The organism is Anaerotruncus sp. DFI.9.16 (assembly GCF_024461615.1).
Taxonomy (GTDB): Bacteria; Bacillota; Clostridia; order Oscillospirales; family Ruminococcaceae; genus Anaerotruncus; species Anaerotruncus massiliensis.
The window spans coordinates 1-22,374 of the sequence record NZ_JANFZX010000003.1 but is presented as its reverse complement, the minus strand read 5'-3'; the positions used below and the strand labels follow the sequence as shown (position 1 = coordinate 22,374).

Genomic DNA, 22,374 nt, shown 5'->3' with positions numbered 1-22,374 from the left:
GTTTGTATACCTACATACAATTCAATCTTAAGGAGGCAATTTTATGAGCAAGTGGAGCGACGTGAAAATCTATGACCTGAGCATCCCGATTGGTATCCTCACCCCGCCGTGGCCGACCTATGAGCCCATGCAGATGAAATTCTTCAAACGTCTGGCGCCGAACGGTGCGAACGGCCAGCTGGTGACCCATTCCAACCATGTCGGCACCCATCTCGACGGCCCCCTGCATTTTGATACCGCCGGCCGCGACATCGCGTCCCTCGAGCTGACCAAGCTGTGCGCCCCCGGCGTCGTGGTCGACCTGTCCGATATGGCGCAGGATTTCGGCATCTACACCCCGAAGGACATCACCGACCGCGCCGACGTCCACAAGGGCGATATCCTGATCATCAACACCGGCTACCACAAATACGGCTTCGATCAGCCGACCGCGGATGAGAAGCGCTACATGCTGCGTCACCCCGGCCCGTCGATGGACTTCATCCAGTGGGTCCGCGACATGGAAATCAAGTGGATCGGCGTCGACTGCGGTTCCGCCGACCATCCGATGAACACCAAGATCCGTGACTGGGAGCCTATGGAGGCCGAGGCCTGCGACAAGATCTTCATGGAGCGCTATGGCAAACACCTCAACGAGATCTACGAGTGGCCGAAGAACTATCAGGCCATGCACATCCAGCTCTTCTGCCAGCCCTACGAGGCGATCCACGCCGAGTGCCTGGGCGGCCAGATCGACGAGCTGAGCAACAAGCGCTGCGTCATCGGCTGCTTCCCCTGGAAGTTCACCGAGGGCGAGAGCTGCATCAGCCGTATCGTTGCCTTCACCGGCTTCGACGATGTCTGATTGATCTCTCCGTAAATTACGGTTCGTGTCTTCCTCACGGCTGCGGCCGCCCCGCTTACGCGGGGCGGCCGCAGCCATGCCCGGATGTGGAAAGCGGCGCCCGGCCACTTGGCCGGACGCCGCTTTTCTTCGGTTGCTCCGCGCTTCAGGAGACGACGTTTTCCGGCGCGCCGTCCAGCCACGCCGCGAGGTTCTCGAAGACGATCACCGCGCGCTTTTCAAGCGCCTCCTTCGTGGCGAACGCGACGTGCGGCGTCGCGACCAGGTTGGGGGCGGAAAAGAGCGGATGGTCCCGCGGGATGGGCGGCTCGGTCTCGAAGACGTCGATCCCCGCGCCCGCGATCACCCCGTCGGACAGCGCCTTCGCGAGCGCCGCGCTGTCCACCACCGGGCCGCGCGCCGTGTTGATGAGGAAGGCGGTTTTCTTCATGAGGCCCAGCTCCCGCGCGCCGATGAGCCCGCGCGTCCCGTCGTTGAGCGGCACGTGCAGCGACACGACGTCGCAGCTGGAGAGCAGCTCGTCGAGTCCGACGTAGCGCAGCCCCGTCTCCGGCTTTTGGGTGCGGCTGTAGGCGACCACCTCGCATCCGAACGCCTCGGCGATGCGCGCGACGCGCAGGCCGATCGCCCCGGCGCCGACGATCCCGAACTTCTTGCCCTCCAGCTCGGTCCCGATAAGCCCCGCCTTGGTGCCGCCCTCCCGCACCGCCCGGTCGCAGGGAAGGATGCTGCGGCAGAGGGCGATCAGCAGCCCAAACACGAGGTCGGCCACCGCGACGGTGGAATAGCCCGCGCAGTTGCAGACGGTGACGCCGCGTTCCCGGCAGGCATCCATCGCAACATGGTCGACGCCGGTAAACGCCACCAGGATCAGCTTGAGGGCGGGGCACCGCTCGATCACCTCGCGCGGATAGGGCAGGTTGGAGAGCACGACCGCGTCCGCGTCCCGGCTGCGCTCGATGAGCGTGGGCACGTCCTCGGCGCGGGTGTCGTAAGAAACGATTTCGATCCGCCCAGCGGCGGCCTTCTCCGCCATCGCCAGCAGTTTTTCCTTTTCCACGCCCAGCGGCTCCAGAATCACCAGTTTCATGGGAATCCTCCTTGCAGCGGCCCGGGGGCCGGTATTCTCATGGATATCATAGCATGTCCCGGCGTATATTGCATCCCCGGGAAGAAAATTTTACCGGTCGGGCAGCGTCACCGTGCAGGTTGTCCCCGCGCCCGGCGCGCTCTCGTATTTGATCGCGCCGCCGTGCAGGTCGAGGATCCGTTTGACGATCGAAAGCCCGAGGCCGTTGCCCTCGCGGGAGTGGGAGCCGTCCCCCTGGTAAAACTTCTCAAAGATGCGCTGCTGCGTCTCGGGAGACATGCCGATCCCGTCGTCGGCGATCTCCACCCGCAGCCCGCCGACGACCCGGCGCAGCTTGACCGAGATATTGCCCCCCTCGCCGGTGAACTTGATCGCGTTGGAGAGCAGGTTCAGCCAGAGCTGCTGCACGAGCTCCTCGTCCCCCCGGTAGTCCGCCCGGTCAAGCTGGATGTCGAGGTCGATGTGCCTGGCGTGCCACTGGTTTTCCAGCAGCAGGATGCAGCGCCTGATCTGTTCGTCGAGGGAAAAGACGGTGGGGTTTTCCGCGGCCGACTGGTTTTCCAGCCTGGACAGGCGCAGCAGATTGGAGGAGAGGCTCGCCATGCGGTCAGTCTCGTCGGAGATCAGGCGGGTGTACTTCTGGAATTTCTCCTCGCTGAGCTTTCCATAGGGGGCCGAGGTCAGCAGCTTGACGCTCCCCTGGATCGCGGCGATCGGGGTCTTGAACTCGTGGGAGACGCTGCTCACAAAGTCCTTGCGGAGATATTCGATGTTGCGCAGCTCCCCGACCATCCAGTTGAAGTTGCGCACCACGACCCCCATTTCGTCGCGGCTCTCAAAGTCGACGTGCACGTCGAAGTTGCCGCGCGCCACCTGCCGGATGGCCTGGTTGAGCTTCTGCAGCGGGCGGATGGCGCGGTGGATGGCGACCACCGCGCCGAGGCTCGCGATCGCCGCGCAGAGGAAGAGGGTCTGTAGCACCAGCTTCCGGATCCCCGTGAACTGGCCCGGCGGGGGCGTGACAGAAAGGTACAGGTAGCCGTCTGGCATCCGCACCGCCCCTTCAAAACGGCCCTCCACCGTGCGCATCTCGAGCTTTCCCGGCTCGAGCGCGGCGCCGGAAAAGGGTCCGGGCAGCTCATCCGCGCGCTCGTAGACCTCCACGACGTCGAGGCGCTTTCTCAGCTCGTCGACGATGTCCCGCGTCGTCAGGCCGGAGCGGTCCATGAACCCCGCGAAGATGTCCACGACCGACTGGATCTGCAGTTCGGCCGACTGCTGCATCCTGCCCCAGATGTTGATGAAGGTGACCAGATAGGTGATCCCGCACGCCAGGAAGATGACCACGAAGAGGGTCACCAGGTATTTGAAGCGCACCGAGTGAATCCGCAGGATGTCGGCCGCCTCGCGGCCGTCCCTTTTACCCGCGTTCATACCAGCTTCTCCGCGCGGTAGCCCAGCCCGCGCACCGTCACGAGCTTGAACTGCCGCAGGCCGCCGAATTTTTCCCGCAGGCGCTTGATGTGCACGTCCACCGTGCGCTCGTCCGCGTCGGAGTCGAGCCCCCAGATGTCGTCCATCAGCTGCTGGCGGGTAAAGGTCTTGCCGGGGGCGTTCAGGAGCTTGAACAGGAGCTGGAACTCCTTTTTAGGCAGCACCGCGGTGCCGTGCTCGTCGGTCACCGAGAGCGCGTCGTAGTCGAGCTCGATGTCGCCGATGCGCAGCTTGTGGCCGCTGGCCATCTGCGCCCGCCGCAGCAGCGCCGACACCCGCCAGAGCAGCTCCTCGAAATCGACCGGCTTGACCATATAGTCGTCGGTGCCCGCCAGAAACCCCTGGTGCTTGTCCTCCAGCGTCTCCCGCGCCGTCACCATGATGACCGGCAGCGTATACCCCGCCTGCCGCAGCTCCTGCGTCAGCCGGTAGCCGTCCAGCTCCGCCATCATGATGTCGCAGATCAGCAGGTCGATGTGCGCGTCCTCCATGACCGCGAGCGCCTCCGCTCCGTTTTTCGCCTGATAGACCTGGTATCCGTTTTCCGCCAGGTAGTCGCTCATCAATTCCCGCAGACTGTAATCGTCCTCCGCCACCAGGATATGGAACATCAGCATCACGCCCCCAAGAAAGTTTCACAAGTCCATGTTGAGTATATCGGATTTTTATGAACAAAAGGTTAAATTTCCGCCAAAGACCGCTCTACGGGTTCGGGAGTTCAAAAAAAGTTCATACAGAAGGACTATGATTAAGCCTGTTGTATTTTTGTTATATCATTTGGAGGGATATCCGCATGAACCAAAACCGCACGCGCTTCGCAGCCTGCCTGACGGCGGCCTGCCTGATGGCCGGAACCGCCGGCTGCGCCCCCAAGGCCGTGGAGACGGCCGTCCAGGAGAAAAGCATCTATGTGGAAACCGTGACCGCCGAAACGGGGGACCTTTCCCTCAGCACCGAGTTCATCGGCACCGTTGAACCGGATGAGCTCGTCAGCGTCTTCCCGAAGGTCGCCGGCACCGTGCTGGCCGTCCATAAAAACGTCGGGGACGAGGTCAAAAAGGGCGAGCTCCTCTTTGAAGTCGACCCCTCCGACATCCAGCTGTCGGTGAACATCGCGCAGGCGCAGCTCATGAGCGCGCAGGCCCAGATGGACCAGGCGCTCGGCAGCTCCTTCGACATGCAGATGATCCAGCTCGAAAGCCAGCTCAAGCAGGCGCAGAACGCCTATTCGAACGCCCGCCAGAGCCTGCGGGACTACAACGACGGCACCGAGGACTCGATGGACGACATCTCGAACGGCATGGCCGCCTTCCAGCAGTCGATGCAGAGCCTGAAACAGCAGATCGCCGAAAAAGACGCGGCGATCAAGCAGGCGCAGGAGGCCGGGGACCCGGATGAAGTCGCACGTCTGCTGGCGCAGAAGCAGGGGCTTGAGGCCTCCTACGACCAGGCGGAAGCCCAGTACCTGATGATGCGCGCCAACTACAACGATCTCGACGACGGCGACGACGCGCAGCATAAGCAGCTCCGCACCGCCGTGCGCAACGCGCAGACCGCCTACGAGTCGGCCGAGCAGATCTACGAGCTGACCAAGGACGCGGTACATAACGACGCGATCAAGGTCGCCAAGGCCTCCCTCGGGCAGGCGACCGCCGCCTTTGAGGCGCAGGCCAAGCAGCTCGAATACACCCGCGTCACCTCCCCGATCGACGGCGTGATCGAACAGAAAAACGTCTCCGAGCAGGGGCTGGTCTCCCAGTCGAGCCCCGCCTACACCGTCTCCAACAAATCAACCCTCATGGTCACCTTCTACGTCCCCGCCGACGCGGTCGACCAGATGGCGGCCGGCGACAAGGTCACGATCGAAAACGGCCGCAGGACCTATAAGGGCACCATTGCCGAGGTCGGCACGATGGTCGACCCCGCCACCGGACTCTTCAAGGTGAAAGCCTCCGCCGACGGGGACGACGGCGCCCTTCTGACCGGGCTTTCGGTCAAGGTCACCGCCGACACCGCCAAGGCGCGCGGCAGCCTGCTCATCCCGCAGAGCGTCGTCTACTATGAGGACGGCGCGGCGTATGTCTACCTGCTCGAGAACGGCCATGCGGTCAAAACCTTTATCGAGACGGGAATCTCCAACGAGGAGTCGGTCGAGGTCACGTCCGGGCTGACCGCCGCCTCCCGGATCATCTCCACCTGGCACCCCAACCTCACCGACGGCGCCGCCGTCGTCCCGGCGGCCGAGGCCGCGGCCGCCTCTTCCACCGCCTCCGAAGAGGCCTCCTCCGCAAAAGCCGCTTCCGAAGGCCAGCAGGCCGAGCCGGACGCCGCCGCTTCCGACGCCGCTTCCGGCGGCGCACAGGAGGACTGACGCCCTATGAATTTAACGAAACTTGCGATCAGGCGCCCTGTGTCGATGTTCATCGTCGTGCTGGCGCTGGTGGTCTTCGGCTTTTCGGCCATGCTCGGGGCCCCGCTCGAGCTCATGCCCGACATGGAGATGCCCGCCATGATCATCCTCACCATCTATCCGGGCGCGGGGCCCGAGGAGGTCAACGACCTCGTCACCTCGGTCATCGAGGACTCGGCCGCGAGCCTCAGCGGCGTCAAGAACGTCACCTCGCAGTCCAAGGAGAACATGTCGATCGTCATGCTCGAGATGGACTACGGCGCCAACATGGACGTGGCGCACATGGATCTGCAGGAGAAGCTCGACATGTATAAGAGCACCCTGCCGGACGACGCCCAGACCCCGACCATCATCGAGGTCAGCATGGACATGATGCCGAGCATCGTCCTCTCCGCCAACGCCACGGGCGACGTCGACCTGCTCCGCCTCATCGACGACGACGTTAAGCCCGAGTTTGAAAAGCTCTCGGGCGTGGCCACCGCCGACGTGATGGGCGGACAGAAGGACTACATCAGCGTCACCCTCAACGAGGAGCGCCTCAAGCAGTATAAGCTCGACATGAATACGATCATCGGGTTCGTGGGCGCCGCCGACTTCTCCATCCCGGCCGGCAGCGTCGACCGCGGCGACCAGGAGCTCTCCCTGCGCGGCGGCGTCAGCTACAACACCGTCGAATCGCTCAAAAACATCCCCATCACCCTCCCCACCGGCCAGGTCATCCACCTGTCCGACGTGGCGAACGTCTACCAGGGCACCGAGGAGGCCGGCTCGATCAGCCGCTACAACGGCCATGAGACGGTCATGATCTCGATCACCAAGCGGCAGAGCGCCGGCACCGTAGACGTCTCCCGCGCGGTCATCGACACGATGAACAAGATCAACGCCAGCAACATCGGCATCGAGATGTCGGTCATCAACGACTCGAGCGAGCAGATCCTCGCTTCGATCAAGACGGTCATCCAGACGCTGATCGGCGCGGTCATCCTCTGCATGATCGTGCTCTTCCTCTTCTTCCGGGACTGGCGCGCCTCCCTCATCGTCGGAAGCTCGATCCCCGTCTCGGTGCTCACCACCCTCATCCTCATGAACATGATGGGCTTCTCCTTCAACGTCGTCTCCCTCGGAGGGCTCATCATCGGCGTCGGCATGATGGTCGACAACTCGATCGTCGTGCTCGAAAGCTGCTTCCAGCGGCAGGAGCGCCAGCTCACCCACCGGGAGGCCGCGCTCGAGGGCGCGAAGTTCGTCACCAGCTCGATCATCGCCTCGACGATCACCACCATCGTCGTCTTCCTGCCCATCAGCATCCTGAAGGGCCTGTCCGGACAGATGTTCCGCCAGCTGGGCTTCACGATCATCTTCTCGCTGACCGCGTCGCTCATCTCCGCGCTGACCATCGTCCCGCTCATGTTCTGCCGCCTCAAGCCGGTCGAGCGGGAGGGCAGGTTCGGCCTCTGGCTCAAAAAGGTGGAGGTCTCCTACGGCGGCTTCCTCAAAAAGACCTTCCGCCACAAGGCGCTGGTCGTCATCGTCTCCGTCGTGCTGCTCGTCGTTTCGGTCGGCATGGTCTTCTTCATCCCGATGCAGCTGATGCCCGACATCGACCAGGGCTCCATCTCGATCTCGGTCGACACCAAGCCGGGGCTCAAGCTCGAGGAGGTCGACAGGATCCTCACCGGCCTCGAAACGATGGTCGCCGAATGCCCCGACGTCGAGCGCTATTCCCTGTCGAGCGGCGGCGGCTCGATGCTCTCGTCGGGCGGGGGCGGTTCGATCTCCGTCTATCTCCGGGGCGACCGCGAGAAGAACACCAAGGAATGGGTCGACATCTGGCGCGCCCAGACTGCCAACACGGTCGGCTACGACGTCGACGTGAGCGCCTCGAGCATGATGTCGATGATGGGCGGCGGCTCGAGCGTCGACGTGAATATCCAGGGCAACGACCTCGACACCCTGCGCGGCGTCTCCAGGCAGATCGAAGAGCAGCTGCGCGGGCGCGGCGAAGTCGTGCGCGTTACCTCGGCCGTCTCCTCCGGCGACCCGCAGGCGGAGATCAAGGTCGACCCGATCAAGGCGACCGCCGTCGGGCTCACCCCGAAGCAGGTCATCGGAACCGTCTACAACATCATGGAGGGCAACTCCCCCGACACGCTGCGCGTCAACGGACAGGAGTACGACATCCGCATCGAGTACCCCAAGGACCGCTACCAGACGGTCGCGGACCTGTCCGGGCTGATGCTCACCGCCCCCGGCGGCCGGCAGGTCCCGCTCCTGGACATCGCGACGATCGAGTACTCCAACGCGCCCCTCCAGATTGACCGCCAGAACAACCAGTACATCGTGACCGTCTCCGGCCAGCTCACCACCGCCGCCGAGAGGAACGCCGCGAAGATCACCCAGGAGGTCACCAAGTCGGTCGAGGGCATCCTGCCCATCGGCGTTTCGATCGCCACAAGCGACATGATGGAGAGCATGAACGAGGAGTTCTCCGCCCTCGGCGGGGCCATCCTCACCGCGATCCTGCTCGTCTTCATGGTCATGGCGATGCAGTTTGAATCCGCGCGCTTCTCAATCATCGTCATGATCTGCGTCCCCTTCTCCCTCATCGGCTCCTTCGGGCTGATGCTGCTGTCGGGCGTGACGATGAGCATGCCCTCTCTGATGGGCTTCCTGATGCTCGTCGGCACCGTCGTCAACAACGGTATCCTCTTCATCGATACCGCCAACAGCTACCGGGGAAGCATGGACGCCGAGACCGCGCTCATCTACGCGGGCCGCAGCCGCCTGCGCCCCATCCTGATGACCACGCTGACCACCGTCCTCTCGATGCTCCCGATGGCCCTTGCGATCGGGAGCAGCGCCGAGGCGATGCAGGGCATGGCAATCGTGATCATCGGCGGCCTGACCGCCTCCACCGTGCTGACGCTGCTGCTTCTGCCGACCTTCTACCTGCTCTTCCGGGGCAAACCCCGCAAGAACAACGACACCGACCCCGAGGCGGCGCTGAAGCCGCCCGCGAGCGATCTCACCCCAGAGGAGCTTTCGCAGTTCTGACCCGCATTTCTGCGCATGAAAACGCCCGTCCCGCCTGCGCGGGGCGGGCGTTTCGCGTCCCTCCGCCCTTCCCCGCGAAGGCATATCCCATACGTGTCCGGAATAGATATTAGGGACAAGAGTATTGACGGGAAAGGACTGAAACATCCTATGGAGGACTATCAGGGACTGACCGGCCGACAGGCCGAAAAACTGCTCGCCGAGCACGGGGAAAACCGCATCCGCGCGGGCAAGAAAGCCGGTATGCTCAAAATCTTCGCGGGACAGTTCCGCGACGCCATGATCATGATCCTGCTCGCGGCGACGGTCGTCTCGGCGCTGATGGGGGAATATACCGAGGCGCTCACCATCGTCGCGATCGTCTTTATCAACGCCCTGCTCGGCTTCTTCCAGGAGTACCGCACCGAGCGCACCCTCGAAAAGCTCGGCGAGCTCTCCGCGCCCTGGGCGGTCGTCGTGCGCGACGGGCAGGCCCGGAGCATCCCCGCCAGCGAGGTGGTTCCGCAGGACATCTTCTGCCTCAAGGCGGGCGACCGCGTCCCCGCCGACGGCTGCATCCTCGGGGGCGGCGGCATCCTCTGCGACGAATCGATGCTCAGCGGCGAATCCGCCGGCGTGGAAAAGTCCCCCGCCGCCGACCCCGCCGCCCCCGCCAAAAAGAACCTCGTCTACATGGGCACCCTCGTCACCCAGGGCAAGGCGATCTGCCGCGCCTCCGCCACCGGCGCGGACACCGAAATGGGTAAGATCGCGGACATGCTCGGCGGCATTGAGGCGCAGCCCACCCCCCTCCAGAAGCGCCTCGCCCAGATGGGCAAGGTCATCGGCGTGGCCTGCCTCGTCATCTGCGGCGTCGTCGCCGTCACTGGCATCCTGCGCGGCGAGGACCCCTTCAATATGCTGCTCACCGGCATCTCGCTGGCCGTCGCCGCCATCCCCGAGGGCCTGCCCGCCGTCGTCACGATCGCGCTGGCCCTCTCGGTCGGGCGGATGGTCAAGCGGGGCGCCCTCATCCGGCGGCTGCACGCCGTCGAGACGCTCGGCTGCGCCAACGTCATCTGCTCGGATAAGACCGGGACCCTCACCGAGAACCGCATGACCGTCAAGGCGGTCCAGACCCTCGACTGCCGCCTGGAGGTGAGCGGCGCGGGCAACGAGAGCACCGGGCAGTTTACCCTCAACGGACGCGCCGTCGAGCCCTGCGACTTCCCCTCCGCCGCGATGCTGCTCGACGTGGCGCTGCTCTGCAACAACGCCTCCGTCACCCCAAAGCGGGAGGGGCTGCGCGGGCTGGTGGGGCTCTCCAGGGGCGGCGAGCTCGAGGTGTTCGGAGAACCGACCGAGGCCGCCCTGCTCGTCATGGCCGCCAAGGCGGGGCTCTACCGGGAGTCCCGCCCCTACGAGGTCGAGGGGGAGATCCCCTTCGACTCCACCCGCAAAATGATGTCCGTCATCGTCCGCCGGGAGGACGGCAGGCGGTTCCTCTTCACCAAGGGCGCGCCCGACATCCTTCAGAAGCGGTGCACCCGGTGTGCCACCAAATCCGGGATCGTCCCGCTCACCCCCGAACTGCGCAGGCAGATCGCCGCCCAAAACGAGGCGATGGCGGGACGCGCGCTGCGCGTGCTCGGCTTCGCCTACCGGGAGGCCTCCTCCCCCGACGACCGCGGCGAGCAGGGGCTTATCTTCACGGGGCTCGCCGGCATGCTCGACCCGCCCCGCAAAGAGGCCTACGGCGCGGTCGCCAAATGCCGCGAGGCTGGCATCCGGCCGGTCATGATCACCGGCGACCACGCTGTGACCGCCAAGGCGGTCGCCGCCGAGCTTTCGATCTACCAGCCGGGCGACCGGGTCGTCACCGGAGGCGAGCTCGACGGGATGAGCGACGAGGCGCTTGCCCGGGAAATCAAGCGCATCTCTGTTTTCGCGCGGGTCACCCCCGCGCACAAGCTGCGGATCGTGCGCGCCCTTAAAAAGCAGGGCAACGTCGTGGCGATGACAGGCGACGGAGTCAACGACGCGCCCGCCGTCAAGGAGGCGGACATCGGCGTTTCGATGGGCGTCACCGGCACCGACGTCACCAAGGAGGCGTCGTCGGTCATCCTGATGGACGACAACTTCGCCACGCTGGTGGCCGCCGTCGAGGAAGGCCGCGTCATCTACCGCAACATCCGCAAGTTCATCCGCTACCTCTTCTCCTGCAACATCGGCGAGGTCGTCACGATGTTCTTCGCCATGCTCATGGGCATGCCGGTCCCGCTGCTGCCCATCCAGATCCTGCTCGTGAACCTCGCCACCGACGGGCTGCCCGCCATCGCCCTCGGCCTCGAGCCCCCCGACAAGGACGTCATGCGCGAAAAACCCCGCCGCGCCGACGAATCGGTCTTCTCGAACGGGCTGGGCTTCACGATCGTCATCCGCGGACTGCTCATCGGCATCTGCACCCTCGGGGTGTTCACCTCCCTCATCCGCTCCTGCGGCGACCTGCACACCGCCCGCACCGGCGCGCTGCTCGCGCTCGTCATGATGCAGCTCATCCACGTCTTCGAGTGCAAGAGCGAGACAAAAAGTATCTTCGCGATCAACCCCTTCAACAACCTCAAGCTCGTGGGCGCGGTGCTCAGCTCCGCCGTGATCATGTATTTCGCGATCTACAACCCCCTGCTGGCCCCAATGTTCCGCGCCGTCCCCCTCACCCTCTCCCAGCTCGTGACCGTCGCCTCCTACTGCATCTTCGTCCCGATCGTGTCCGGCGTCATCCTCGGCGTCAAAAACCGCACCGCCCGTCACACGGTCGCCACCGCCAGCGAGCTTGCCTCCGCGCGGTAACGCCGCAAAAAGCCCCCCCCCCGGCGGCGGGCCGCGGGGGGGGTTCCATACCCTATCTCAGCAGGAGCGGCGTGTGCGCGCGGCAGGCGAGCACCTCCTCCATCGTGGGCAGCGCGGGGATCGCGCCCGGGCGGGTGGTCGTCATCGAACCCGCCGCGTTGCCGAAGGAGAGCACGTCCTCCAGCTCTTCCCGGGTGAGGCTCCGGATCTCCGCGAGGGACTTTCCGCAGAGGCGGTAGAGCACCGCCCCGAAGAAGGAATCCCCCGCGCCGTTGGTGTCGACCGTCCTGACGTCGAAGGTCGGCTGGCGCCCGCACAGCTCCCCGAGCCGGAAGAACGCCCCCTTCGCGCCCAGCGAGACGAGCGCGAGGGACGCGCCCGCCTCCAGGAGCTTTTGGGAGCCGCGTTCGAGGTCGGTTTCGCCGGTGAGCAGCGTAAGCTCCTCGTCGGACACCTTCACGATGTCCGCGAGGGAGAGCCCCTCGCGCATCCAGCGCTTCGCCTCGCCGGGGCTTTCCCACAGGAGCGGGCGGTAGTTGGGGTCGTAGCTGACGACCGCGCCGGCCTCCTTCGCGGCGCGCACCGCCGCGAGGGTCGCCGAACGGCTCGGCTCGTCGGTGAGCGACACCGAGCCGAAATGCATGATCCGCGCCTGTCCGGTGAGCTCCCGCTTCACCTCTCCGGGCGAGAGCATGATGTCCGCGCCCGGCTTGCGGTAGAAGCTGAAGGAGCGGTCTCCGCGCTCGTCGAGCTGGACGAAGGCGAGGGTGGTCGGGACCTCCCCCGTCATGACAAGCCCGGAGGTGTCGATCCCAAGGCCGTCGAGGGTATCCCGGAGGAACCGCCCGAAGCCGTCCTCCCCCACCTTGCCGATAAAAGCGGTCTTTCCGCCGAGGCGGGTGACCGCCGCGAGCACGTTCGCGGGCGCCCCGCCCGGGTTGCGCGCAAAGAGCGCCGCTCCGCGGCCGCTCGTTCCGGCCGGGGTAAAATCGATCAGCAGTTCGCCGACCGCCACTACGTCGTACATATTCAGCCCTCCCGTCTTTTTCCACAGTATAGCATATCCGCTGCGGGAAGGGGAGATTTTCCTGCCTGTTTTTTCAAATTTCCACGCCCGGGCGGTTGAGCCCGGACGCAATCCATGATAGGATGGAAAAAGGATATCCCCGCAAAGGAGGTTTTCACATGAAGCGTCATCTCGTCCGCGTCCTCGCCCTGGCCGCGGCTTTTCTGCTGACGGCCTGCGCCGCCCGCCTGCCCTCCCCGGAAGCGCGTCGGGCTCCTTCCACGGCGGAGTCCGCCGTTTCGGCCGCGCCGGAGGCGCTCGAACCCGCCCCGCCGCTCGCCGTTTCCCTCGGGGATCGGGCCGAGCTGGTGGAAGCGGGCGCGGAAGCGCCCGTCTTTCCGGTCTCCGACCCGGCGGAGCTGCCGCTTCTTCCCGGCGGGTACGCGGTCACCGTGACCGACGCAGGGGGCGGGACCGTCTTCGCGGGGGAGTCGGGGGAGCTTGGCGGTTTTCTGCCGGCGCGAAACGGCGGCTATGCCTACGAAGCCGCCGCCGGCGGAACCCTCTACCGCTTCACGGTCGACTGCGCGTTCCCGGTGCAGCTCTCGTTGAACGCCGCCGCGCGGCAGGGGGAGACGGTCGTCCTGCGCACCCTCTACGCCGACGGCGCGGAGCTTTCCGCCGAAAGCGACCTCGGGTTCTCGCCCCGCTTCTTCTCCGCCGGAGACGGAAGCCAGATCGCGCTGCTGCCGGTGCGCTACACCACCCCGGCGGGCGTTTACGGCCTCACCGTCACGGCGGGGGATGAGGTCCTCACCCGCGAGATCGTCGTCGAGCAGCGGGAATTCGAGGTGCAGTACCTCGAGATGGACGCCGCCACGGCGGAGGAGACGGCGCTCTCCGCCGCCGCAAACGCCGAATGGGAGGAGAAGGTCGAGCCGCTCAAGGCGGTCGCCGACCCGGTGCAGTACTGGGAGAACCCCTTCCTCCAGCCGGTCTCCGGCGAGATCACCACCCAGTTCGGCTGCATCCGCTACACCAACGACGACCCGACCCCCTCCCGCCACGGGGGGATCGACATCGCCGCCAAAACGGGCACCGACGTGCTCGCCGCCAACAACGGCCGCGTGCTCTTCGCCGAGCGCATCCAGCTCACCGGCAACACGGTCGTCATCGAGCACGGCTACGGCCTCAAGAGCTTCTACTACCACATGGATTCTCTCTCCGTCTCCGCCGGCGACGCCGTCAAAAAGGGCGACAAGATCGGAGAGGTGGGCACCACCGGCTATTCGACCGGGCCGCACCTGCACTTCGCGCTGGCGGTGAACAACGTTTTCGTGAACCCGTGGACCGCCTTCGATCCCGGCATCTGACGCGCAGCGGCAAAAAAGCCCCCGGCCGGCGGCCGGGGGCTTTTTATTTTGGTTCCTAGTCCTTTTTCTTCTGGTTCTTTTCACGTAGCTTGTCGTTGGCGGCCAGCAGTCCCTGCGACACGTAGTCGAGCTGTTCGACCTCGTCGTAGCGGTCGACCAGGTCGCTCTGCTCCATCTCCTCGGGGGCCTCGCCCTTGGCGGGCTTAAAGACCAGCTTGAGCAGGATGGGCGTCAGCATCGCCGCGCAGACCACCATGATGATCACCGGGCCGAAGAAGGCGGGCGGCATGAGCCCCATCGCCATGCCTTTGTTGGCGACGATCAGCGCGACCTCGCCGCGGCAGGCCATGCCGAAGCCGACCTGCACGCACTGGCGGTTGGTGAATCCGCAGAGCTTCGCGCCGAGCCCGCAGCCGATCAGCTTGGAGACGACCGCCACCAGCACCATCATCACCGCGAAGAGCACGATCGCCGCGTCCATCTTGGGCAGCACGACCTTGATGCCGATGCTCGCGAAGAAGATCGGGGTCAGCAGCAGGTAGGAGAGCGGGGAAAATTTCGATTCGATGTATTTTGCCTTGGGGGTGGTGGCGATGATCACACCCGCGGAAAAGGCGCCGATGATGTCCGCGACGCCGAAAAACTCCTCGGCGCAAAAGGCCATCACGAGGCAGAGGACGAAGGCCAGCAGGGGGAAACGGTGCAGATCCTTGTCGTGCATGACCTTGGTCATATACCAGCCGAGCAGCCTGCTGACGAGCACGCCGACCACGCCCACGAAGACGAAAAAGGCGACGATCTTGACAAAGACAACCACCATGCTGACCTGCGCGCCCGCCAGGCTCGTCACGACGGTCAGCGCGATCAGGCCGAGGATGTCGTCGATGAGGGCGGCTGCTAAGATCGTGTTGCCCACCCTGGTGGAGAGCTTGCCGAGCTCCTTGAGAGTCTCGACCGTGATGCTGACCGAGGTGGCGGTCAGGATGACGCCGATGAAGATGTTCTGGAGCAGGACGCTTCCGGGGTGCGCAAATTCGCCCCGGTTGAAGAAGAAGGCCAGCCCCGCGCCCATCGCGAGCGGGACGAGCACGCCGCACAGCGCGACGACAAACCCCGCCTTCCCGGTCTTTTTCAGTTCCTGGATGTCGGTGCCCATACCGGCGGTAAACATGATGACAATGACGCCCAGTTCGGACACCTGCGCCAGAAAGTCGGTCGCCTGCAGGACGTTGAGCATCGCCGGGCCGAGGATCAGCCCCGCGAGCAGAGCGCCGACGACCTGGGGCATCTGGTAGCGTTTCGTCAGGAGCCCCAGAACCTTTGTGCTCACCAGAATGAGCGCGATGTCCATCAGAAATTTGTATGACATTCGATTCTCCTCTTTCCTTCCCCATTTTCTCACACTTTTTTCACAGTTATTTATTATAGACCTTTCGGCGTAATTAGCAAGTTCTTTTAATGGTTTTTGTGCAATATTACCTCTACTTTTTCCGTATCCGCCACGCTGACAGCCGCCGCGCGGCCGGTTTTTGGCGGATACGACAAGGACGCCCCGGCCGCGGAAGCGGCCCGGGCGTCCGGTTTCTCCTATTTTGCGGGGACGGCCTCCTTCGGGCGCACCTTCCCCGACCGCACCAGCTCCACAAAGACGGGCGCGAGCTTGGGGTCGAACTGGGTGCCCGCCCCGCGTTCGATCTCCGCGATCGCGAACTCCACCGGCATCGCCGGCTTGTAGGAGCGCGCGGTCGTCATCGCGTCGAAGGCGTCCGCGATCGCCAGGCAGCGCGCGGACAGCGGGATGTCCTCCCCCGCGATCCGCCGCGGGTAGCCCTTGCCGTCCCACCGCTCGTGGTGGCCGATCGCGGCCGGGATCACGTAGTCGAGCGAGGGCAGGTGGCGGATCATCGCCACCGAGTTCTCCACATGCTTCTGCATGATGTTGTATTCCTCGGGGGTCAGCCGCCCCGGCTTGGTCAGGATGTGCTCGGGGATGCCGATCTTGCCGATGTCGTGCAGCAGCGCGGCCTCGTAGATGATCTTGACATGGTCGGCGTTCAGCCCGATCGCCCGCGCGAGCGCGGTGGAGTACTCCGCCACGTTCTGTGAGTGGTTGAAGGTGTAGTGGTCCTTGGCATCGATCGCGGCGGTCAGCGCGAAGATGGTCGGCGCGTATTCCTCGTAGCGCCCGCCCTCGATAAGCGGGGACTCCATCGGCGCCTGGGAGAGGGGCGACTCGAGCGAATAGGCGATGATCTTGTTCTTGCCGCTGCGCTTGGCGTTGTAGACCGCCATGTCGGCGTTGCTGATGAGCTGCGCGAGGTTGGAGGCCGCGTAGGGGTAGACGCACACGCCGCCGCTGAGGGTGATGACCTTGAGGCTCTCCCCCTCCACGCCGCGGTTCATGTTGGCGATCTGGCCCTTGATGTCGGCCGCGAGGTTGAGCGCCTTCATCGTGTCGAAGAAGGGCAGGATGAGCGCGAACTCCTTCCCCCCGTACCGCGCAGCGGAGCCGTTGCTCCCCAGCGTCGTGGAGATGATCCGCGCCACATGCTGGAGCGCCGCATCCCCCTCGCGGTTGCCGTAGAGCTGGTTGAAGAGCTTGAAGTCGTCGAGGTTGAGGATGACGAGCGCGATCGAGTGGTTCTTGCACCGCTCGAACTCCTCCCCCAGCTTCTCATAGAAGGATTTCCGGTTGAGCAGGCCGGTCAGCGGATCGATGCGAGACTCGTCGTACGCCTTCTTGTAGAGGTTCGCGTTTTTGATCGCGATCGACGCCACCGACTGCACCGATTCGAGGAAGGCGATGTCGTCGAAGGAGTAACCGCCCTTTTTGGGCTTGGTGGAGAGCAACAGGATGCCCACGAGGTCGCTGTCGCTCTTGAGCGGCACAATGCACTCGATGTGCATGTTCGCCAGCATCTGCTTCTCCGACTCCCACATCGATTTATAGAGCACGCTGCGCTGAAAGTCCCGGAGCATCAGGCAGCCGTCGTGCTCCTGGAACCACTGGATGCAGGGGTTGGCCGCCTGGAGGGAAAAGGATTTCACGTCGAGCGGGCTGGCCGAATAGGCGGTGCGGTAGGTCTCGCCGCCGCTGTCCTCGAGGCAGACGTAGACCTTCTCGACCGAGACGGTGTCCTTGACCACCTCGACCAGCTCGCGCAGGATCTCGTCGAGGTTGAGGCTCTTGGATGCGCGCAGGCTGAACTCCTTGAGGTGCTGCGCGCGCACCTGCGTATCCCGCACGAAGAGGTTGTCCATCACCCGGTAGAGGAGCTTGTAGGAGGCGAGGATGATCCCCGCGAAGAGGATCGCGATGATCAGCGTCTGGTAGCCCCGGACCTGCGGGAAATAGTCGAGAATCATCCGCTCGAGCGGGCCCGCCCAGTAGGCGAAGAGCACCGACACGAGCACCGCGCTGGCCGCGAGCATCGTGCCGCGCGAGACAAGCAGCGTCAGCCTGAAGAGCCGCTTGCGGTAGAGGGCGTAGAACATGTAGCCCGCGTTGATGATGCCCGACAGGGTGTCCCACGGGAAGATGTTGCCCGGCACGATCGACAGGACGTTGCCCAGAAAGAGAAAGCAGATGCCCACCACGATCGGGCGGGTCCAGGCGGAGGTGAGCTCCCGCGACTTGAAGAGCATCACCGCCGACGAGAGGATGATGAAGAAAAAGAGCACGCAGGGGATGGCGATTTCCCAGCCGGTATCGTAGCGGAAAACGCCCGTCCCGTTGCCGAGGTCGATGAAGACGGGCCGCTTGAGGAAGACCTCGAAGTGGGTCAGCACGAGGGTGGCGGCGGTCAGGCCCGTCCACAGCCGCTTTAAGAAGCGGCCCTTCGCGTCGACGAAGTTGAAGATGAAATTGTAGAGGAGCAGCGGAATGCAGAAGAGGCTGAGGATCGAGACCTCGTACCACAGCTCAAAGCCGGGGTAGAACTGCAGCCGCATGAGCATCGATCCGGCCGTCCAGAGCAGGTAGCAGCCCAGCAGGTTCATAAAGGAGCGGATGAGCCGGTTCTTTTTGGCGGCGGCCAGCGCGAGCAGCAGGATGGTGTAGCAGCAGACGCCCGCGATCGGGACATAAAGGAACGGAATCTGGATCATGGCGTCACGACTCCCCTTTCCAGCGGATAGTCCCGCTCCTGGAAACGCAGCAGCTCGGAGATGCGGAAGCTCGACTCGTTGATCCGGCGGACCTCCTGCCCGGTCGCCCGGCGGAAGGCGTCGAAGGTGCCGGTGCGCAGGATGGTGATCTGCAGCGGCTCGATGCCGAGCATCTTTTTCAGGTCGTTGTAGTCGTTGTCAAAGTACTTGAAGTAGACGCTCAGATGCTCGCGGAGCAGCTGCTTGTTCACCGCCATCACCTCGAGCGACCCGGAGGCGATCTCGAGGTAGAGGTGCAGGTAGGGGCGGTTGTCCGCGCTGTACTCCTTGCGCGCCGCCCAGTCGTGGATGCCCAGCCCCGACAGGCGCACCACGTCGGAGATCGTGTCCTCGGTGATGCGGGTGAAGCCGCCGATGTCGATGACGGTGGGGATCCGGTCCACGAAGGTGAAGCGCGGCAGGCGCGTCCCCTCCTGCTCGCCGCCCGTGCTGAGGCACCGGAAGACGTCCCCCACCCGGTAGCGGACGAACGCGCCCCCCTTGAGCACCGTGATGACCACCTCGTAATTCTGGTTGGCGGTCAGCTCGTCCATCAGGCAGGTCTTGGGCTGATAGGTCCGGTCGTCGAGATTTTTATACATCTCTCCCTCCGGGATGAACTCATAAAAGCAGTTGTCGGGGAAAAAGACGAGGCCGTTGCGCGCCCACGTCTCGGTCGCCATCAGCGTCGGCTCGGTGCCCGCGTAAATCTCCATCGGGCGCACCCCCCACGCCTCCTCGAGCGAGGGCTTGTAGTAGCTTGTGTCGGTGCCCGCGCAGATGAGCGCCTTGAGGCGGAAGATGTCCTTCGGCTGCACGGTGCGGCCGTCCCGCTTCGCGCGGTAGGAGGCCGCGAGGTAACGGCAGACCATGGCGGGGGAATACTGGAGCAGGTTCTTTTTCGATTTCCCGCCCCCCGCGGTGAAGCTCGTGGTGATATAGCTGATGACGCTGCTCAACCCGAAAAAGAGGTCGAGCCCGTTTTGCAGGCCGAGCGCGAAGCCCTTTTTGTTGCGCTCGCCGAACGACATCTTCACCGCCTCGTCCACCGGCGGCAAAAACCGCAGGGGCAGCTCCTCGTCGAGCATCAGCGGGAACAGCCCCGTCACATAGGGCAGCGGCGCCAGCCCGTAAAGGGTTCGGTCGCAGGGCGCGATGGAAAACTGGCCGGGGCGCTTGCTGGTGGCCAGCATGAGCGCCGCCACCATGTTGCGCTTGAAGACGTCGAGCATTCCGCGCGTATAGGGCGCGAGCTTGATCGGGTGCTTGCCGCCCTCCCAGGTGGTCTGGATCCAGACCACCGGCTCGGCGGGCAGCATTTCGCTGCGCTTTTGCAGCAGGACGTCGGCGTAGTCCTCGAAGGTCGTCAGCGGAACCGCGCGGCGGAACTCCTCGACCGTCCGGGGCCTTCCGCCGTCGAGGAGTTTTTTGCCGAGCGCGCTTGCGCTCCACAGCCCGATCTGCTCCTCCATCAGCCTTCTCTGGATCTGCATGTAGCCGCCGATATCCAGGTCCAGGAATCCGCAGTACTCCTGCCAGAGATCGTCGTACTGCTGGTTCCTGAGCTTCTCCTCAAAGTTCACGCCCATGCTCCTCTCCTGCCTTTATCGTTGCCGCGCAGCGCCGCATGCTGGCGCGGTTCGGGATCAAAAAGGGGGTGGTCTTCCGGTATTCGCCGTAGTTGCCGAAGGTGCGCGGGAAGATGTAAAGGTCCTGCAGCACGATATATCCCACGTTGAGCAGGCTGAAGAGGACCCACGCCCAAAAGAGCGCGTCCGAGCCCCGCACCAGCCAGCAGCAGAGGTAAAACAGGATGAACCAGAGCACCCCCGGGTGCCGGCAGAGGGCGTAGACCCCGCGGTCGTACGCGCGGCGCTCGGCGGCCTCCTCCAGATAGGTCTGCTGGAAGGGGAGCGCGAAAAAGAGGGAGTAGACGAGCAGGAGGAGGAACAGAGCGCCCAAAAAACCGGTCAGCCCGCGCAGCGGCGCAGGGAGCAGGAAACGTGGGCGCGCGGTGATGAGCAGCGCCGCCGTGGACCCCGCCAGCAGCAGGCACCCGGCAAAAAAACAGGGCCGCAGCGCGCGCACTCCCCAATTGACGCTGTTCAGATCGCAGAGCACGAAAAGCAGAAAACTCAGGCAGCCCAGCAGTAGGATCATCAAATCGGTTTTCTCCTGTCACATTGTCACAGTTTGTCCATAAGTTGGTAAATTTAATTATAATATATTTTCCATTTTTCTGCAATATGCGACATTTGAATCTGGTAATATCCAACAAATGTCATGTCAATTTTTTACACCCTGTTGTAAGGTTTCCCTTTGGCGAAAAAATCGTGGTTGACAAATCCTTCCCGCCGCTGTATAATCTCTCTAAATCAAACGAACGGCAAACCGACGACCGAGAAGAGTAGGCGCGTTCGCCATCCCCACAGAGAGCCGCAGGCGGTGCGATTGCGGCGGGAGGGCCCGGGCTGAATGGACTCGCGAGGGCGGGACGAAAGGGATTTCCCGAGTAGTGCCCGACGGGATCTTCACCCGTTATCCAGGAAGCGCATATGTCAGTATGCGGAATGAGCGGGCGTTTCGACGCCAATTTGGGTGGTACCGCAGAAGCCAAGGCTTTTGTCCCAGCAGTCGCTGGGGCAAAAGCCTTTTTTGTTTGCCCGTTTGTTTGCAAATCCAACATCTGAAAGGAGCACCCGCCATGAAATCGAACAACGTGCCGCACAGGATCTATCTCTCCGAGGACCAGATTCCCCGCCAGTGGTACAACCTGCGCGCCGATATGAAGGAACAGCCCGACCCGATGCTCAATCCCGCGACGATGCGGCCGGTCACCGAGGCCGACCTGCGCCCCGTCTTCTGCGACGAGCTGGCGCATCAGGAGCTCGATGCCGTGACCCGCTACGTCGACATCCCCGAAGAGATCCGCGAGTTCTATAAAATGTACCGCCCCTCCCCGCTCATCCGCGCCTACAGCCTGGAGCGCGCGCTGGGCACCCCGGCGAAGATCTACTACAAGTTCGAGGGCAACAACACCTCCGGCAGCCACAAGCTCAACTCCGCCGTGGCGCAGGCCTACTACGCCAAGCGGCAGGGGCTCAGGGGGCTTACCACCGAGACGGGCGCCGGCCAGTGGGGCACCGCGCTCGCCGAGGCGTGCTCCTATTTCGGGCTGCCGCTGACCGTCTACATGGTCAAGGTCTCCTACAACCAGAAGCCCTTCCGCAAGGCGGTCATCCAGACCTTCGGCGCGGACGTGGTCGCCAGCCCGAGCGACACCACCGAGGCCGGCCGCCGCATCCTCGCCGCCGACCCCGAGACGGGCGGAAGCCTCGGCTGCGCCATTTCCGAGGCGGTCGAAAAGGCCGTCTCCACCGAGGGATACCGCTATGTGCTCGGCTCGGTGCTCAACCAGGTGCTGCTCCACCAGTCGGTCATCGGCCTTGAGAGCAAGACCGCGATGGAGATGATCGGCGAGTACCCCGACGTGATCATCGGCTGCGCGGGCGGCGGCTCCAACCTCGGCGGCCTCATCGCCCCCTTCATGCAGGATAAGCTGACCGGCAGAGCCGACCCCCGCATCGTCGCGGTCGAGCCCGCCTCCTGCCCCTCCCTCACCCGCGGACGGTACGCCTACGACTTCTGCGACACCGGCAGGATCACCCCGCTCGCCCGCATGTACACCCTCGGCTGCGGCTTCATCCCCTCCGCCAACCACGCGGGTGGGCTGCGTTACCACGGCATGTCCCCCATCCTCTCCAAGCTCTACCACGACGGTTACATGGAGGCCGTGTCGGTCGAGCAGACCAAGGTGTTCGAGGCCGCCGTCTTCTTCGCCAAGCAGGAGACCATCCTCCCCGCCCCCGAGAGCGCGCATGCCATCCGTGCCGCGATCGACGAGGCGCTGCGCTGCAAGGAGACGGGCGAGGAAAAGACCATCCTCTTCGGCCTCACGGGCACCGGCTACTTCGACATGACCGCCTATTCCGCCTTCCATGACGGCGCCATGAGCGACTACATCCCCACCGACGCCGACCTGCAGAAGGGCTTCGACGGGCTTCCCGCCGTCCCCGGCGTCCGGTAAACACCCAAAATAAAAGCGGCGCGCCGTCCGGATGGACGGCG

Annotated in this window: 14 protein-coding genes and 1 other annotated feature; of the genes, 6 read left to right on the top strand and 8 right to left on the bottom strand. The window is 64.2% G+C overall.

Features of this window, described 5'->3' with window-relative positions; all coding sequences use genetic code 11:
• The first annotated feature begins 43 nt into the window (after positions 1-43).
• Positions 44-844 carry a cyclase family protein gene (locus tag NE609_RS02640; RefSeq protein WP_101549940.1) on the top strand — a complete coding sequence of 267 codons (801 nt, stop codon included), beginning with the start codon at positions 44-46 and terminating at the stop codon, positions 842-844.
• Between the two features lie 145 nt (positions 845-989).
• On the opposite strand, the gene NE609_RS02635 is transcribed toward NE609_RS02640, so the two are convergent.
• The 3 genes from NE609_RS02635 to NE609_RS02625 all read right to left on the bottom strand — a co-directional run bounded on the left by NE609_RS02635 (position 990) and on the right by NE609_RS02625 (position 4,039).
• Entirely contained in the window at positions 990-1,934 is a 945-nt protein-coding gene (locus NE609_RS02635) for a 2-hydroxyacid dehydrogenase (RefSeq protein ID WP_256151613.1), read from the bottom strand.
• Between the two features lie 90 nt (positions 1,935-2,024).
• Complete coding sequence (locus NE609_RS02630; protein ID WP_256151612.1) at positions 2,025-3,368, bottom strand: cell wall metabolism sensor histidine kinase WalK; 1,344 nt, start codon at positions 3,366-3,368, stop codon at positions 2,025-2,027.
• Entirely contained in the window at positions 3,365-4,039 is a 675-nt protein-coding gene (locus tag NE609_RS02625; protein ID WP_101549930.1) for a response regulator transcription factor, read from the bottom strand. Before NE609_RS02625 ends, NE609_RS02630 begins: the two co-directional genes overlap by 4 nt.
• 182 nt (positions 4,040-4,221) lie before the next feature.
• On the opposite strand from NE609_RS02625, the gene NE609_RS02620 reads away from it, so the two are divergent.
• From NE609_RS02620 to NE609_RS02610, 3 genes are all read left to right on the top strand, one after another.
• Positions 4,222-5,799 carry an efflux RND transporter periplasmic adaptor subunit gene (locus tag NE609_RS02620; protein WP_256151611.1) on the top strand — a complete coding sequence of 526 codons (1,578 nt, stop codon included), beginning with the start codon at positions 4,222-4,224 and terminating at the stop codon, positions 5,797-5,799.
• 6 nt (positions 5,800-5,805) lie between these two features.
• Positions 5,806-8,892: an efflux RND transporter permease subunit gene (locus NE609_RS02615; RefSeq protein ID WP_256151610.1), complete on the top strand. Its 3,087-nt coding sequence runs from the start codon at positions 5,806-5,808 to the stop codon at positions 8,890-8,892.
• A 150-nt stretch (positions 8,893-9,042) separates the two neighbouring features.
• Positions 9,043-11,721 carry a cation-translocating P-type ATPase gene (locus NE609_RS02610; RefSeq protein ID WP_256151609.1) on the top strand — a complete coding sequence of 893 codons (2,679 nt, stop codon included), beginning with the start codon at positions 9,043-9,045 and terminating at the stop codon, positions 11,719-11,721.
• Positions 11,722-11,773: 52 nt separating this feature from the next.
• On the opposite strand, the gene NE609_RS02605 is transcribed toward NE609_RS02610, so the two are convergent.
• On the bottom strand, positions 11,774-12,748 hold the full coding sequence (locus tag NE609_RS02605) for a carbohydrate kinase (RefSeq protein WP_256151608.1): 975 nt from the start codon (positions 12,746-12,748) through the stop codon (positions 11,774-11,776).
• 158 nt (positions 12,749-12,906) lie between these two features.
• On the opposite strand from NE609_RS02605, the gene NE609_RS17575 reads away from it, so the two are divergent.
• A complete protein-coding gene (locus tag NE609_RS17575) occupies positions 12,907-14,100 on the top strand; it encodes a M23 family metallopeptidase (RefSeq protein ID WP_305144832.1) in 1,194 nt (397 codons plus the stop codon).
• Positions 14,101-14,155: 55 nt separating this feature from the next.
• Here NE609_RS17575 and NE609_RS02595 read toward each other — a convergent pair whose 3' ends face one another.
• The 4 genes from NE609_RS02595 to NE609_RS02580 all read right to left on the bottom strand — a co-directional run bounded on the left by NE609_RS02595 (position 14,156) and on the right by NE609_RS02580 (position 20,409).
• On the bottom strand, positions 14,156-15,469 hold the full coding sequence (locus NE609_RS02595) for a cation:proton antiporter (protein ID WP_121587407.1): 1,314 nt from the start codon (positions 15,467-15,469) through the stop codon (positions 14,156-14,158).
• Positions 15,470-15,687: 218 nt separating this feature from the next.
• Positions 15,688-18,207 carry an HD domain-containing phosphohydrolase gene (locus tag NE609_RS02590; protein ID WP_256151607.1) on the bottom strand — a complete coding sequence of 840 codons (2,520 nt, stop codon included), beginning with the start codon at positions 18,205-18,207 and terminating at the stop codon, positions 15,688-15,690.
• A complete protein-coding gene (locus NE609_RS02585) occupies positions 18,204-19,835 on the bottom strand; it encodes a GH3 auxin-responsive promoter family protein (protein WP_305144831.1) in 1,632 nt (543 codons plus the stop codon). Before NE609_RS02585 ends, NE609_RS02590 begins: the two co-directional genes overlap by 4 nt.
• The gene (locus NE609_RS02580; RefSeq protein ID WP_121587411.1) at positions 19,819-20,409 is read right to left on the bottom strand and encodes a hypothetical protein; all 591 of its coding nucleotides are present in this window, start codon (positions 20,407-20,409) and stop codon (positions 19,819-19,821) included. Before NE609_RS02580 ends, NE609_RS02585 begins: the two co-directional genes overlap by 17 nt.
• A 222-nt stretch (positions 20,410-20,631) precedes the next feature.
• Positions 20,632-20,879 (top strand) — a binding site (T-box leader).
• A gap of 71 nt (positions 20,880-20,950) precedes the next feature.
• Here NE609_RS02580 and NE609_RS02575 point away from each other — a divergent pair.
• Entirely contained in the window at positions 20,951-22,333 is a 1,383-nt protein-coding gene (locus NE609_RS02575; RefSeq protein ID WP_256151606.1) for a TrpB-like pyridoxal phosphate-dependent enzyme, read from the top strand.
• The last annotated feature ends 41 nt before the right edge of the window (positions 22,334-22,374 follow it).

Excerpts from the sequence above, each read along its gene's own strand:
- NE609_RS02640 (WP_101549940.1), top strand. The coding sequence starts at position 44 with ATGAGCAAGTGGAGCGACGTGAAAATCTATGACCTGAGCATCCCGATT.
- NE609_RS02635 (WP_256151613.1), bottom strand. The coding sequence starts at position 1,934 with ATGAAACTGGTGATTCTGGAGCCGCTGGGCGTGGAAAAGGAAAAACTG.
- NE609_RS02630 (WP_256151612.1), bottom strand. The coding sequence starts at position 3,368 with ATGAACGCGGGTAAAAGGGACGGCCGCGAGGCGGCCGACATCCTGCGG.
- NE609_RS02625 (WP_101549930.1), bottom strand. The coding sequence starts at position 4,039 with ATGTTCCATATCCTGGTGGCGGAGGACGATTACAGTCTGCGGGAATTG.
- NE609_RS02620 (WP_256151611.1), top strand. The coding sequence starts at position 4,222 with ATGAACCAAAACCGCACGCGCTTCGCAGCCTGCCTGACGGCGGCCTGC.
- NE609_RS02615 (WP_256151610.1), top strand. The coding sequence starts at position 5,806 with ATGAATTTAACGAAACTTGCGATCAGGCGCCCTGTGTCGATGTTCATC.
- NE609_RS02610 (WP_256151609.1), top strand. The coding sequence starts at position 9,043 with ATGGAGGACTATCAGGGACTGACCGGCCGACAGGCCGAAAAACTGCTC.
- NE609_RS02605 (WP_256151608.1), bottom strand. The coding sequence starts at position 12,748 with ATGTACGACGTAGTGGCGGTCGGCGAACTGCTGATCGATTTTACCCCG.
- NE609_RS17575 (WP_305144832.1), top strand. The coding sequence starts at position 12,907 with ATGAAGCGTCATCTCGTCCGCGTCCTCGCCCTGGCCGCGGCTTTTCTG.
- NE609_RS02595 (WP_121587407.1), bottom strand. The coding sequence starts at position 15,469 with ATGTCATACAAATTTCTGATGGACATCGCGCTCATTCTGGTGAGCACA.
- NE609_RS02590 (WP_256151607.1), bottom strand. The coding sequence starts at position 18,207 with ATGATCCAGATTCCGTTCCTTTATGTCCCGATCGCGGGCGTCTGCTGC.
- NE609_RS02585 (WP_305144831.1), bottom strand. The coding sequence starts at position 19,835 with ATGGGCGTGAACTTTGAGGAGAAGCTCAGGAACCAGCAGTACGACGAT.
- NE609_RS02575 (WP_256151606.1), top strand. The coding sequence starts at position 20,951 with ATGAAATCGAACAACGTGCCGCACAGGATCTATCTCTCCGAGGACCAG.